Below are 14,203 nucleotides of genomic sequence, written 5' to 3'. Positions count from 1 at the left end.
CGGCCTCGGCCGGGTTTTTCTTTGCCTGGGGTTTAACCGGCCTCGAAGGCTGTTCCTGCTGTTAGCCTGCGATTGCGATCCGCCCCACAGCCTGTTGCTCTCCCACCACCTCTCCAATCACCAGGATTGCCGGGCTACGCAAGCCAAACGCCCGCGCAGCTTCCACCATTCCCTGCACATCGCTTCTGCACTCCCGCTGCTGCGGCAGCGAGGCGTTTTCGATCATCGCCACCGGCATTCCCGGCGCCATACCCCCCGCCAGCAATCCCTGGCGCACCTGTTCCAGCCGCGCCACCCCCATGTAGACCACCAGCGTTGTCCCGCCCTGAGCCAAGGCCGCCCAGTTCAGCTCGCTATCGTCCTGGGTGTGCGCCGTCACCAGCGTCACCCCTCGGCTCACGCCCCGTGAAGTCAGGGGAATCCCGCATTGGGTGGCCCCGGCCAGGCCGGCGGTGATGCCATTGATCACCTCCACTTCGATGCCATGGCCCTGCAGCCACAGTGCCTCCTCACCGCCACGGCCGAAGATGCAAGGGTCGCCGCCCTTGAGCCGCACCACGCAACGGCCCTGTCGCGCGTGGCGCAGCATCAGGCGCTGAATGAACGCTTGCGGTGTAGAGCGGCAGCCGCCGCGCTTGCCCACGGTCATTACCCGGGCCTGCGGGCAATGCTCGAGCACTGCCGGGTTGACGAGATCGTCGACCATTACCACGGCGGCTTGCTGCAACGCACGCACTGCCTTGAGGGTGAGCAGTTCAGGGTCACCAGGGCCGGCACCGACCAGCCATACTTTTGCATTCATCAACGTTTCCTCATCGGCAAGGTGCGTTCAGCCCTTGAGCAGGGTGAACAGCAGTATCAGATTGATCAGCAACGACAACAGGGCCAGGGTGCGCCACACCTTCAGCGGCTCGCGCTCGAGCAGCGGCCGGGGTCGGCTGGGCAGTTCCTGGCGGTCGCCGCGCTCGAGTAGCAGCAACCAGTGTTCGGCGGTTTCGAAGCGCTGCGCCGGGTCGCTCGCCACGGCCTGCAGCAGGTTGTGCTGCAGCCATTCCGGCAGGTCGGGTCGGTAGCGCGCGGCGTTGACCGGCTGGCCGAAGCGCGGGCGCTGGAAGGCCTCTACCTCGCCGTACGGGTAGTGTCCGGTCAGCAGGTGGTACAGGGTCACGCCCACTGCATACAAGTCCTGACGCGGGCTGGGCGGGTGGCCATCGAATGCTTCCGGGGCGATATACGAGGGCGTGCCGGGCAGCTCGTGCAGCGGGTCTTCGGACAGGCCCGGGCAATAAGCCAGGCCGAAGTCCAGCAGGCGCAGCTGGCCATCACGGCCCAGGTGCAGGTTGTCTGGCTTGATATCGCGGTGCAGCAAGTTGCGCCGATGCAGCACACCGACTGCCTGCAGCAGTTGCCGTGCGACTTCCAGCCATTGCGGCAGGGGCAGCGGGCCCTGTTCGGCCAGCAACGCCGCCAGGTTCTGGCCGGGATATTCGCGCATCACGTAGTACAGGTGCTGGCGCTGACTGGCGGCGTGTAGCTCGGGGAAGTGCCGGCCGGCGATGCGGCGCAGAAACCACTCTTCCAGCAACAGCCCTTGGGCCGCCCCCGGCTCCTGTTCGCGTGCAGTGGGGAGGGTCTTGAGCAGCCAAGGCTGGTTCTGGCTATCGCGTACTTTGTACAGCAAGGACTGGCGGCTGTGCGCGTGCAGTGTTTCGACCTGCCAGCCGTCGATCACCTGGCCTTCGCGCAGCGCGCCGGGCACGGGCCATTGTTGCAGTTGCGCCAGGGTATCGCCCAGGTTGGCCGTGCCCAGTTGCTCGACTTGCACCAGCAAGGCGCTGGCGTTGTCCTTGCTGCCGTTGAGGTGGGCACTGGCCACCAGAGTGTCGGCGGCCAGTTGCAGGTCAGTTTGCTCGCGCAGCACGGCCTGGATGTGCTGTTCGCCCAGGCTGGCCCAGACCCCGTCGCTGAGCAGCAGAAAACATTCGCCCGGTTGCAGCTCGCCTTCCAGGTAATCCACCAGCAGGTGCTGGTCCAGGCCCAGCGCCCGTTTCAGTACATGCTGCATGCCCGGTTGGTCCCATACATGGTCTTCGCTCAGGCATTGCAGGTGCCCCTCGTGCCAGCGGTACACCCGGCAGTCGCCGACATGGGCCAGGGTAAAGCGCCTGCCGCGCAACACCAGCGCGCTAAGCGTGGTCAGCAACGGCTGGCCGCTGCCCTGGGCGCGCAACCAGCGGTTCTGCGCCAGCAGCAGGCGGTCGAGGGCCTGGGCCACGCTCCAGGTGGCTGGCGTGGCGTAGTAATCCAGGGCCAGTGCCTGCAGGCTGGCGCGCGCCGCCAGGCCGCCGTCGGCACATTGGCTGACGCCGTCGGCCAGGGCGAACAGGTAGCCTTTGCTGGCGGCCAGTTCTGGTGCCGGCGTCACCAGGCGCAGGGCGTCCTGGTTTTCCGCGCGCGGCCCGGTGGCGCTGGCCTGGGCAAAGCTCAGTTGCAGGCTCATCGGCGTGCCTCAGACCCGTGCTGCGGTGACTGCAGCCGAGCCCCAGGTGGTGCGCCAGCGCTGTTTCACACCGTGCAGGCCGAACCAGGCCAGCAGGCCCAGGCTGGCGAACAGCCACAGCCCCAGTTGGTAATCGCCAGTGTGCTGCTTGATGGTGCCAAGCCCGGCCGCCAGCAGGAAGCCGCCGATGCCCCCGGCCATGCCGATCAGGCCGGTCATTACCCCGATCTCTTGGCGGAAGCGTTGCGGTACCAGTTGGAATACCGCGCCATTGCCCGCCCCCAGGCCGAGCATGGCGCTGACGAACAGCGCCAGTGCGGCCGCGGCAGAGGGCAGGTTGAAACCGACTGCGGCAATGCAGATGGCGGCCACGCCGTACATGCCCAGCAGGGTGCGGATGCCGCCAAAACGGTCAGCCAGGGCGCCGCCGAGCGGGCGCATCAGGCTGCCGGCGAACACACAAGCGGCGGTGTAGTAGCCGGCGGTGACCGGGCTCAGGCCGTATTGGTCGCTGAAGTAGCCGGGCAGGGCGCTGGCCAGGCCGATGAAGCCGCCGAAGGTCACGCTGTAGAAAAACATGAACCACCAGCTGTCACGGTCGCCCAGTGCCTTGAGGTAGTCAGCCATGGCTTTCGGCTTGGGCCGTTGCGGGGCATTGCGCGCCAACAGGGCGAACACCACCAGCGCCAGTGACAGCGGGATCAGCGCAAAGCCGAACACATTGTTCCAGCCAAAGCCCGCTGCCAGTGCCGGTGCCAGCAAGGCCGCGAACACCGTGCCGGAGTTGCCGGCGCCAGCGATGCCCATGGCCTTGCCTTGGTGCTGTGGCGGGTACCACTGCGAGGCCAGCGGCAGCGAGACGGCGAAGGACGCACCGGCAAAGCCCAGGAACACGCCTAGCAGCAGGGCCTGTTCATAGCTGTGTACGCCAAGGTACCAGGCTGCGGCCAGGGCGACGATGACCACCACCTGGCCGATCAGGCCAGCCGTCTTGGGCGACAGGCGGTCGACCAGAACGCCCATGGCGAAGCGCAGGATCGCCCCGGCCAGGATCGGCGTGGCCACCATCAGGCCCCGTTGTTGTGCGCTCAGTTGCAGGTCGGCAGCAATCTGCACCGCCAACGGGCCCAGCAGGTACCAGACCATGAAGCTGAGGTCGAAGTACAGAAACGCGGCGAACAGCGTGGGCACATGCCCGGATTTCCAGAAGCTGGCACTCATCGAACACCTCACTCGGTAGTACAACGGAACGAAAAAGACGCCGCTACCCGCTCCATGGGTGTGGAGGGGAGAGCGACGTCTTTGTCGGGATTCAAGTGGGGTAACCGCCGTTGGCTACCGGTGAGATTTGTTCAGCAAGAGATGGGCCAACTTCCGGGGCGGCTTGCTCGGATTTTTCAGCACATCAGCCGAGCATCTCATGCATGGCAATGATCTGTTCGGCCACCTGGATCAGCTTCTGCTGCCGGCTCATGGCCTGGCGACGCATCAGGGTGTAGGCCTGCTCCTCGTTGCAGTCCTTCATTTTCATCAGCAAGCCTTTGGCCTGCTCGATGCGCTTGCGTTCGGCCAATTGCTGGTCGCGCGCCAGCAGCTGCGCCTTTAGTGCCTGGTCGCTTTCGAAGCGGGCCATGGCCACGTCCAGGATCGGCTGCAGCCGCGCAGCATGGATACCTTCAACGATATAGGCACTGACCCCTGCCTGGATCGCCTGACGCATCATCCCGGGGTCGTGCTCGTCGGTGAACAACACGATGGGCCGCGGCTGGTCACGGCTGACCAGCACTACCTGCTCCATCACATCGCGGTCTGGCGAGTCGGTATCGATCAGCACCACGTCGGGGCGCACCGTTTCGACGCAGGCGGGCAGGTCGATGGTCAGGTCTGGGGCTTCGATGATCTCGAAGCCGGCCTCACTCAACGCAGCCCTCAGGCGACCGAGCTTGCTCTGGGTGTCGTCGATCAGCAGGATGCGCAACATGTTCGTCCCCCTCACGCGCCGACACGGGCATCGGGCAACTCGCCCAAGGCATGCAAGCTGAAACTGCGGGCATAGCCGAAGGGGTCGCTGCCGTCCCAGCGGGAGCCATCGATCAGCAGGCTGCTGCGCATCGGTTGGCCTGGGCAAGCGATGCCCAGGCTGTGTGCGGCCTCGCTGTACAACTGCAGTTGCTGGACCTGCCGGGCCACGCCGAGGTAGTCGGGATCTTCGCGCAGCAGGCCCCAGCGGCGGAACTGGGTCATGAACCACATGCCGTCGGACAGATAGGGCAGGTTGGCCCGGCCTTGGTCGAACAGGCGCAGGGCGTGTGGGTCTTGCCACTGGTTGCCCAGGCCATCCTCATAATGGCCGAGCAGGCGGGGGGCTATGCTGTCCAGTGGGGTGTCCAGGTAGGCGCTTGCGCTGAGCAGTTGCGCGGTGCTGCGGCGGTTTTCCGGGCTTTGCTCGATGAACCGGCTGGCGGTGAGGATCGCCTTGATCAGCGCACGGGCGCTGTTGGGGTATTGCTCGGCAAAGACGCGGGCGCAGGCCAGGACCTTTTCCGGGTGATCCGGCCAGATCGACTGGCTGGTGGCCAGGGTGAAGCCTTGGCCTTTGTTCACGGCGTCGGCGGCCCAGGGCTCGCCGACGCAGAAGCCGTCAATGCGCCCGGCCTGGAGGTGTGCAGCCATCTGCGCCGGTGGCACCACTACGCTGTCGACGTCGCGCAGCGGGTGAATGCCCTGGCTGGCCAGCCAGTAATACAGCCACATGGCGTGGGTGCCGGTGGGGAAGGTCTGGGCGAACGTCAGGCGTGCGCCATGCTGGTGCACCAGACGCGCCAGTGCCTCAGGGTTGGTCACGCCCTTGCGCTGCAAGGCAGGGGACAGGTTGATAGCCTGGGCGTTCTGGTTCAGCCCCATGAGCACGGCCATGTCGCTGGCAGGTACACCGCCAATGCCCAGGTGCACGGCGTAGACCAGGCCATACAGGCAATGGGCGGCGTCCAGTTCGCCGCTGACCAGCTTGTCGCGCAGCCCGGCCCACGAGCCCTGGCGCTGGAGGTTGAGGGTAAGGCCGTGCTGCTGGGCGAAGCCCTGGGTGGCGGCGACCACGACCGAGGCGCAGTCGGTCAGGGCCATGTAGCCGATGTTCAGGCTGGTTTTTTCCGGCGCGTCGCTGCCGTTGACCCAGGCCAGGGGCGTTGCTCGGGGTACAGTGTTCACAAGAGTCCTCGCCCTTACTGATAAGGCTGTGGGCTGAACGGGTGCAACCGATGTGCCAAGCGCTCCACGATTTGCTGTCCTGTCAGCCCCGCGCTGGCTATAATCGCCCCCTCACTCACCCTGAGCCTTGCCCGCCCATGTATACCCTGGCCCGCCAGCTGCTGTTCAAGCTTTCCCCGGAAACTTCCCACGACCTGTCCCTGGACCTGATCGGCGCCGGTGGCCGTTTGGGCCTCAACGGCATGCTGTGCAAGCAACCGGCGTCATTGCCGGTTTCGGTCATGGGCTTGAACTTCGCCAACCCGGTGGGGCTGGCAGCTGGCCTGGACAAGAACGGCGCGGCCATCGACGGCTTCGCCCAGCTGGGCTTCGGTTTTGTCGAAATCGGCACTGTCACCCCGCGTCCGCAGGCTGGCAACCCCAAGCCACGGTTGTTCCGCCTGCCGGAAGCCACGGCCATCATCAACCGCATGGGCTTCAACAACCTGGGCGTTGATCACCTGCTCGAGCGCGTACGCGCCTCGCGCTACAAGGGGGTGCTGGGCATCAACATCGGCAAGAACTTCGATACCCCGGTCGAACGTGCCGTCGATGACTACCTGATCTGCCTGGACAAGGTCTACACCGCCGCCAGCTACATCACGGTCAACGTCAGCTCGCCCAATACCCCGGGCCTGCGCAGCCTGCAGTTCGGCGACTCGCTCAAGCAGTTGCTCGACGCCCTGGCCGAGCGCCGCGAACAACTGGCCGGTGCACATGGCAAGCGCGTGCCCCTGGCAATCAAGATCGCGCCGGACATGAGCGACGAAGAAACGGCGCTGGTGGCCGCCGCACTGATGGAGTCGGGCATGGATGCGGTGATCGCCACCAACACCACGCTGGGCCGTGAAGGTGTCGAAGCATTGCCGTACGGTGGCGAGGCGGGCGGCCTGTCGGGCGCACCGGTGCTGGAGAAGAGCACCCATATCGTCAAGGTGCTGGCAGGTGAGCTGGGCGGCAAGTTGCCGATCATTGCCGCCGGGGGCATTACCGAAGGCCGCCATGCTGCCGAGAAGATCGCGGCCGGGGCGAGCCTGGTGCAGATCTACTCGGGCTTCATCTACAAAGGGCCGGCGCTGATTCGCGAAGCGGTGGATGCTATCGCGGCAATGCCGCGGTGACCAGCCCGCCCCTGCAGGGGGCGGGTGGGTGCAGCTGATGGGGTTTGCCAAGGCATAAAAAAGGGCCCCTTCAAGGGGCCCCTGGGCCTTCGCCCGCCGCCCGGATGGGGCGTGCATGGTAAATCGAATTCAGTGTCCTCGTTCAGCCAACGGCGTGATTTTCGTTGAGTCTATGGATGCCAGCGGTGCCAGTCATTCCGTCCCAGTTATCACCGCGACCTTCACGCCAGCCGTTGATCCAGGCTTGGCGAACAGAAGGAAGATTGAAGGGGCAAAGTTCGCGGGATTTGCCGGTGACCCCGTATTGGTAGCCACGTGAATATGCTCTTTCCAACGGATCACGCTTAAGTCTTCTCATAGGGTGTTGCCCTCACTTGTTGACTGTAATGTCCCGTCGGCCTCTCCGAGGCCGGGCAGAGTCGTTCTGCCGGTTTGCGCTCGCTGCCGGCGTGGCGAGCTGAAAGTGCCGCCTCGTTGCGAAGCGGCCTAAGACCAGTTCTATCGAATGCGAGTCACGGTGTGAATGACCGATTTGTCATAAGCACGTAACCTTTCCAAGGGTGAGGGGATAAGTAAATAAATGCGACTCAACCTTGTTTGGTGTTTAGCCCTGCAATGATCGGGGTTTGCCGATCTTTGACGTCATTTCGCCAGCGTTGTTTGCGGATGACAGAAATAATTTGAAATGCGACGAAGGGTCACATTGGCCCGCAGATCGCCAGAATTACGCGTACTGCCTGATGATCTAAGCTGTCCTTGCCACTGGGCCAGGCACGGATCGGTCAGGCGGCCCGGCTTTTCTGCAGCACGTTGTGTGTCGCAGAAGGCCACCCGCACGCCTGCTGGAAAGGTGTACGGGCAAACATCGCGGGGCGATGCGTCGCCCCGTCAGTCAAATAGCCCAAGGCGCTGGAATACTCATGTCGGACCGTTTCGAACTTTACCTCACCTGTCCCAAAGGCCTTGAAAGCCTGCTCGCCGAAGAGGCCAAGGGCCTCGGCCTTGACGAGGTGCGCGAGCACACCTCGGCCATTCGCGGCGCCGCCGACATGGAAACTGCTTACCGCCTGTGTGTCTGGTCACGTCTGGCCAACCGCGTATTGCTGGTGCTCAAGCGCTTCTCGATGAAGAACGCCGACGACCTTTACGACGGTGTGCACGCGGTCGACTGGGCCGACCACCTGGCAGCCGACGGTACCCTGGCTGTGGAGTTCAGCGGCCATGGCTCTGGCATCGACAATACCCACTTCGGTGCGCTGAAGGTCAAGGATGCGATCGTCGACAAGCTGCGTAACCGCGAAGGCCTGCGCCCGTCCGTGGAAAAGATCGACCCTGACGTGCGTGTGCATCTGCGCCTGGACCGCGGCGAGGCCATTCTGTCCCTCGACCTGTCCGGGCACAGCCTGCACCAGCGTGGCTACCGCCTGCAGCAAGGCGCCGCGCCGCTGAAGGAAAACCTGGCGGCAGCGGTGCTGATCCGTGCTGGCTGGCCGCGTATTGCTGCCGAAGGTGGTGCACTGGCCGACCCGATGTGCGGTGTGGGTACCTTCCTGGTCGAGGCCGCGATGATCGCCGCCGATATCGCCCCCAACCTCAAGCGCGAACGCTGGGGCTTCAGTGCCTGGCTCGGCCATGTGCCGGCGCTGTGGCGCAAGGTGCATGACGAAGCGCAGGCGCGCGCGCAGGCCGGCCTGGCCAAGCCACCGCTGTGGATCCGTGGCTATGAGGCTGACCCGCGGCTGATCCAGCCGGGCCGCAACAACGTCGAGCGTGCCGGCCTGGGCGACTGGGTGAAGATCTACCAGGGCGAAGTGAGCACCTTCGAGCCACGCCCGGACCAGAACCAGAAAGGCCTGGTCATCAGCAACCCGCCCTACGGTGAGCGTCTGGGTGACGAAGCCAGCCTGCTGTACCTCTATCAGAATCTGGGTGAGCGCCTGCGCCAGGCCTGCATGGGCTGGGAAGCAGCGGTATTCACCGGTGCGCCGCAACTGGGCAAGCGCATGGGCATTCGTAGCCACAAGCAGTACGCGTTCTGGAACGGCGCATTGCCGTGCAAGCTGCTGCTGTTCAAGGTGCAGCCGGACCAGTTCGTCACCGGTGAACGCCGCGAAGCGCAGCCTGAAGGCACCGAAGCCCGACAGCAGGTGCCGCAGGCCAGCGAGCCCGCGCGGCTGTCGGAAGGGGCGCAGATGTTTGCCAACCGCCTGCAGAAGAACCTCAAGCAACTGGGCAAGTGGGCCCGTCGCGAGCAGATCGACTGCTACCGCCTGTACGATGCCGACATGCCCGAATATGCCCTGGCGGTCGACCTGTACCAGGACTGGGTACACGTGCAGGAATACGCCGCGCCACGTTCGGTCGACCCGGACAAGGCTCAGGCGCGTCTGCTCGACGCACTGGCTGCCATCCCGCAGGCGCTGGGCATTTCGCCGCAGCGTGTAGTGCTCAAGCGTCGCGAGCGGCAAAGCGGCACGCGCCAGTACGAACGTCAGGCTACCGAGGGCCGCTTCCAGGAGGTGAACGAAGGTGGCGTCAAGCTGCTGGTCAACCTCACCGACTACCTGGATACCGGGCTGTTCCTCGACCACCGCCCGATGCGTATGCGCATCCAGCGTGAGGCTGCCGGCAAGCGCTTCCTCAACCTGTTCTGCTACACCGCCACGGCCACTGTGCATGCGGCCAAGGGTGGTGCGCGCAGCACTACCAGCGTCGACCTGTCGAAAACCTACCTGGATTGGGCACGGCGTAACCTGGCGCTCAATGGCTATTCCGAGCGCAACCGTCTGGAGCAGAGCGATGTAATGGCCTGGCTGGAAGGCAACCGTGACAGCTACGACCTGATCTTCATCGACCCGCCAACCTTCTCCAACTCCAAGCGTATGGAAGGCGTATTCGACGTGCAGCGTGACCATGTGCAGCTGTTGGACCTGGCCATGGCCCGTCTGGCGCCGGGGGGCGTGCTGTATTTCTCCAACAACTTCCGCAAGTTCCAGCTGGACGAGCACCTGATGGCGCGTTACGTGGTGGAAGAAATCAGCGCCCAGACCCTGGACCCGGACTTCGCCCGTAACAACCGTATCCATCGCGCCTGGCGTTTGCAGCTTCGTTGAGGCGACGAGGTACATTGCACGGCTAATGGCCAATAGCTATAACTGAGGGCAGGGCAAGATAATCCGCAGGACGCTGACGTGACGAGATGGGTGTATGTCAAAGTGTGGCGTGCGTGCGTGGTTGCTTGGCTTGTGCACAGAGAGGGCGTCCGCGTGGACGATGGCGCTGATTGCACTGGTGGCGGGCGGCTTGTTGACCGCTGCCTTGGCATTTGCCGCGCACACCTTCTACAAACAGCAGCTGCGCCAGCGCTTCGAGCTGCTGGCGAGCGAGCGTGCCAGCCGTATTGCCGAGCGCTTTGACGAACAGCAGCAGCGCCTGGACGGGCTGCGGCGGTTCTTCAGTTTTTCCAGCGAGATCACCCCGCGCGAATTCGACGGCTATGCCCAACCACTGCTGCAACGCACCTTGGCCTATGCCTGGGCGCCGCGCGTCGAGGCTGCGCAACGCGCCGAATTCGAGCGCCTGGCCAGTGCCCATACCGGCCCAGGTTATGTGATCCGTGACCAGGACGCGCAAGGCCAATGGCGCCCGGCTTCGCAGCGCGACCATTACTTCCCGGTGCTCTATACCCAATCGAGCGAGCGGCCCGGGTTGCCTTACGGCCTGGACCTCGCTGGTCAAAGCGAGCCCCAGGCGGCCCTGGCGCGGGCGCTGGCGCCGGGCAGCATGGCGGTGTCCGAGCCATTGGCCCTGTTCGATACCCAGTCGGCAGAGCGCGGCCTGCTGATGGTGGCGCCGGTATTTTCCGATGCCGACCCCCGCGGTGCGGCAGTGGGCTATGTGATGGCGTTGCTGAGCATGCGCGAGCTGGTCAGCGACGGTCGACCGGTAGCGGTTGATGACAACCTGGTCGTGCGCATCACGGACCCGTCCGGGTTACAAGGCCCCGTCGTGATGTTCGACTCGCAAAATCCGGTCGCGCCCTTGGCCCTTGCCAGCAATCAGTTGTTGCGCCTGGCCGATCACCATTTCCAGCTGAGCATTCAGCCAAGCCAGGCGTTCGCGCAGGCGAACCGCTCCTCGGCGGTGATGGCGGTCGGTTTGTTGGGCGGACTGTTGAGCCTGTTGCTCAGCGTGCTGTTCTACAGCCTGTTCAGCCAGCGTCAGCGCGCCCTGGCCCTGGTCGCTCAGCGTACTGCCGAGTTGCAGGTCAGCGAGCAGTCGTTGCGTGGCACCCACAACCAACTGCGCAGTGTGCTGGATGCCGCGACCCAGGTGGCGATCATCGCCACCAACCTCAAGGGGGTGGTCAGCACGTTCAACGCCGGTGCCGAACGCATGCTCGGTTACGCGGCCAGCGAAGCGATCGGCCGCTTGCGCCTTGAAGACCTGGTACTGCCGGAGGAGCTGAACCTGCGTGCCCAGGCCTTGAGCTTGCGTTTTGGCCGCGCCATTGCTGGCGGCCAGGCGATGTTCGCTGAAACGGTGCAGGAGCACGGGGCCGAGCCTGGCGAGTGGACCTTGCTACGGGCCGATGGCAGCCAGCTGGTCGCCAACATGCTGGTGACTGCCATGCTCGACGAACAGGGGTTGTGGGTTGGCTACCTGGCCATCTGCATTGACGTGACCGAGCGGCGCCGGGTGCATGAGGCGTTGGCAGCGCGTGACCGGTTGCTGGAAAAGCTCAGTGCCGAGGTGCCGGGCGGCATCTACCAATATCGCCTGGATGCCAACGGCCATTCGTGTTTTCCATACGCCAGCATGGGCCTGTATGACATTTATGAGATCGACCTGATGCAGTTGCGTGAGGATGCCTCGGCGGTGTTCGAGCGTATCCACCCCGATGACCTGGAACGCGTGCGCCGCTCGGTGCGCTATTCGGCCGAACACTTGTCACCCTGGCGCGAGGAGTATCGGGTGTGCCTGCCACGGGCCGGACTGCGCTGGGTGCGTGGCGAGGCGACCCCGGAAGTGGGCGAGCAGGGCTGCACCCTGTGGCATGGCTACCTGACTGACATCTCCGACCTGAAGGGTGTGGAGGAAGAGTTGCGGGCGCTGTCGGTCACCGACTCGCTGACCGGTATCCATAACCGTCGCTATTTCCAGGAGCGGCTCAAGATCGAACTGGAAAGGGCCCAGCGCGATGGCTTGCCGCTGGCGGTGATCATGCTCGACATCGATCACTTCAAGCGCATCAACGACCGCTTCGGCCATGCCGTGGGCGACCGGGTGCTACGTAGCCTGTGCCAGCGCATCGCTCAGCGTTTGCGGCGTACCGATGTGTTCTGCCGCTTGGGCGGGGAAGAGTTCATGGTACTTTGCCCGGGCAGCGATGCCGATCAGGCCAGGCTGCTGGCACTGGAGTTATGGCAAGGGGTGCGCAATGTGCCGGTGGAAGGCGTGGGCCAGGTGACTGCAAGCTTCGGTGTGGCGGGCTGGCGGTCGGGCGAAGGCGCCGATGCCTTGCTGTTGCGCGCCGACGCCGGCGTGTATGCGGCCAAACAGGCCGGGCGGGACCGGGTGGAGGGGGAGTCGGCCTAAGCGCTGTCGGTTGCCGGTACCGAGCCTTTCGCGGCGAAAACCGCTCCTACAGGTTGCACAGGTTTGGTAAGCCGTGCTCACCCCTGTAGGAGCGGGTTCACCCGCGAAAAGGCCAATACAGGCTAACCAATCAATTAGCTGCTGTACTGCCAGCCAGCTTCGGCTGGCGATACAGGTCAAGCAACACCTGATCCAGCACCTGCGAGGCACCCCACGGTTTCGGGTCGTTGAGAATCGCCGCTACCGCCCAGGTATGGCCGTTGCTGTCGCGGCTGAAGCCGGCAATCGCCCGCACAGTGTTCAGTGTGCCGGTCTTGATGTGCCCTTCGCCGGTCATCGCAGTGCGCTTGAGACGCTTGCGCATTGTGCCGTCCATGCCCACCAGCGGCATCGAGCTCATGAACTCGGCAGCGTAAGGGCTCTTCCAGGCGGCTTTCAGCATCTCGGCCATTTCCCGGGTACTGACCCGTTCGGCACGCGACAGGCCAGAGCCGTTTTCCATCACCAGATGCGGCGCGGTGATGCCCTTTTTCGCCAGCCATTGGCGTACCACGCGCTGTGCAGCACGGGCGTCGTCGCCATCGGCATCGGTGCGGAACTGCGCGCCAAGGCTCAGGAACAGCTGCTGGGCCATGGTGTTGTTGCTGTACTTGTTGATGTCGCGGATCACTTCCACCAGGTCTGGCGAGAAGGCGCGGGCCAGCAGGCGAGCACTCTTGGGCACATTCTCGATGCGGTCGCCACCCTGGATGTTGCCACCCAGTTCGTTCCAGATTGCGCGCACGGCACCGGCGGCGTAGGTGGAATGGTCGAGCAGTGACAGGTAGGTTTGCGAGTTGCAGCCGTCACCCAGTTGGCCGCTGACCGTTACACTGATGCCGTCGGCCTGGGGCACTGGGTTGTAGCGCACATCACCCGTGCATTTCTTCGAGGCTACCGGCTTGACCTGGTTGTCGATGCGGATGCGGGCAATCGGCGGCTCGACTGCAACGGTGACCTTGCCACCATCATTGCGCGCCACGAAGCGCAGGGCCTTGAGGTTGACCAGCAGCGAGTCGGGCTTGACCAGGAACGGCTTGTTTTCATCACCGCCGTCGTCGTTGAACTGCGGCAGGTTGGGTTGCACGAAGTGGCTGCGGTCCAGCACCAGGTCACCGGTGACGGTGCGCACGCCATTGGCGCGCAGGTCACGCATCAGCAGCCACAGCTTTTCCATGTTCAGTTTGGGGTCACCGCCACCTTTAAGGTAGAGGTTACCGTTAAGCACGCCGTTGCTCAGGGTGCCGTCGGTGTAGAACTCGGTTTTCCACTGGAAGGTCGGGCCAAGCAGTTCGAGGGCGGCGTAGGTGGTGACCAGTTTCATGGTCGACGCCGGGTTCACCGACACATCGGCATTGAACACGGTCGGGGTGCCGGGGCCGTCCAGCGGCAGCATCACCAGCGACAGTGCGGTGTCCTGCAGCTTGTTGGCCTTGAGCGCCTGCTGCACTTTGGCAGGCAGGGTGGTATTGACGGCGGCGTGGCTGGGCAAGGCAAGTGGCAACAGCAGGCCGGCAAGTATGAGGGGACGAAGCGTTTTGATCATAGCGAGTGAATACCCTGCGGCGAGGGAAAAGGGCTTTGGGGCTGTAAGAGATGATGGCCCCACGACGTAAACAGTACGCATTATGCCCCAAGCGCAGCCGCGATGCGTCACGTTCGACGGAAAAGCATCGCCAATAAAAAGGCCACCCGAATG

General features: G+C 64.3%; 10 protein-coding genes. 3 read left to right on the top strand and 7 right to left on the bottom strand.

Annotated elements, in window-relative coordinates; all coding sequences use genetic code 11:
- Nucleotides 1-61: 61 nt before the first annotated feature.
- The 5 genes from cobA to ACI7M0_RS18410 form a co-directional block, all read right to left on the bottom strand.
- On the bottom strand, nucleotides 62-802 hold the full coding sequence (gene cobA / locus ACI7M0_RS18430; protein ID WP_003248669.1) for a uroporphyrinogen-III C-methyltransferase: 741 nt from the start codon (nucleotides 800-802) through the stop codon (nucleotides 62-64).
- A gap of 27 nt (nucleotides 803-829) precedes the next feature.
- Nucleotides 830-2,500: a bifunctional protein-serine/threonine kinase/phosphatase gene (locus ACI7M0_RS18425; protein WP_129933390.1), complete on the bottom strand. Its 1,671-nt coding sequence runs from the start codon at nucleotides 2,498-2,500 to the stop codon at nucleotides 830-832.
- Nucleotides 2,501-2,509: 9 nt separating this feature from the next.
- A complete protein-coding gene (locus ACI7M0_RS18420) occupies nucleotides 2,510-3,721 on the bottom strand; it encodes a NarK/NasA family nitrate transporter (RefSeq protein ID WP_012053187.1) in 1,212 nt (403 codons plus the stop codon).
- 184 nt (nucleotides 3,722-3,905) lie between these two features.
- Nucleotides 3,906-4,481: an ANTAR domain-containing response regulator gene (locus tag ACI7M0_RS18415; RefSeq protein ID WP_003248677.1), complete on the bottom strand. Its 576-nt coding sequence runs from the start codon at nucleotides 4,479-4,481 to the stop codon at nucleotides 3,906-3,908.
- 11 nt (nucleotides 4,482-4,492) lie between these two features.
- Nucleotides 4,493-5,707 (bottom strand): CmpA/NrtA family ABC transporter substrate-binding protein, encoded by a 1,215-nt coding sequence (locus tag ACI7M0_RS18410; RefSeq protein WP_104962223.1) that lies wholly within the window; start codon nucleotides 5,705-5,707, stop codon nucleotides 4,493-4,495.
- Between the two features lie 137 nt (nucleotides 5,708-5,844).
- Between ACI7M0_RS18410 and ACI7M0_RS18405 the strand changes: the two genes are divergently transcribed.
- The gene (locus tag ACI7M0_RS18405) at nucleotides 5,845-6,867 is read left to right on the top strand and encodes a quinone-dependent dihydroorotate dehydrogenase (protein WP_129933389.1); all 1,023 of its coding nucleotides are present in this window, start codon (nucleotides 5,845-5,847) and stop codon (nucleotides 6,865-6,867) included.
- A 142-nt stretch (nucleotides 6,868-7,009) separates the two neighbouring features.
- Here the strand turns inward: ACI7M0_RS18405 and rmf are convergent, their stop codons facing one another.
- The gene (rmf, locus tag ACI7M0_RS18400) at nucleotides 7,010-7,225 is read right to left on the bottom strand and encodes a ribosome modulation factor (RefSeq protein ID WP_003248687.1); all 216 of its coding nucleotides are present in this window, start codon (nucleotides 7,223-7,225) and stop codon (nucleotides 7,010-7,012) included.
- Between the two features lie 562 nt (nucleotides 7,226-7,787).
- Here rmf and rlmKL point away from each other — a divergent pair.
- Nucleotides 7,788-9,980 (top strand): bifunctional 23S rRNA (guanine(2069)-N(7))-methyltransferase RlmK/23S rRNA (guanine(2445)-N(2))-methyltransferase RlmL, encoded by a 2,193-nt coding sequence (rlmKL, locus tag ACI7M0_RS18395; protein WP_012053184.1) that lies wholly within the window; start codon nucleotides 7,788-7,790, stop codon nucleotides 9,978-9,980.
- Between the two features lie 94 nt (nucleotides 9,981-10,074).
- Nucleotides 10,075-12,465 carry a diguanylate cyclase gene (locus tag ACI7M0_RS18390; RefSeq protein ID WP_104962221.1) on the top strand — a complete coding sequence of 797 codons (2,391 nt, stop codon included), beginning with the start codon at nucleotides 10,075-10,077 and terminating at the stop codon, nucleotides 12,463-12,465.
- A 130-nt stretch (nucleotides 12,466-12,595) separates the two neighbouring features.
- On the opposite strand, the gene dacB is transcribed toward ACI7M0_RS18390, so the two are convergent.
- Nucleotides 12,596-14,050 (bottom strand): D-alanyl-D-alanine carboxypeptidase/D-alanyl-D-alanine-endopeptidase, encoded by a 1,455-nt coding sequence (gene dacB, locus ACI7M0_RS18385; RefSeq protein ID WP_129933387.1) that lies wholly within the window; start codon nucleotides 14,048-14,050, stop codon nucleotides 12,596-12,598.
- Nucleotides 14,051-14,203 lie beyond the last annotated feature (153 nt).

The sequence above is a fragment of the Pseudomonas sp. 10(2024) genome (assembly GCF_045164175.1).
In the GTDB taxonomy this organism is placed as follows: domain Bacteria; phylum Pseudomonadota; class Gammaproteobacteria; order Pseudomonadales; family Pseudomonadaceae; genus Aquipseudomonas; species Aquipseudomonas alloputida.
This window is presented reverse-complemented; position numbering and strand designations above follow the sequence as displayed.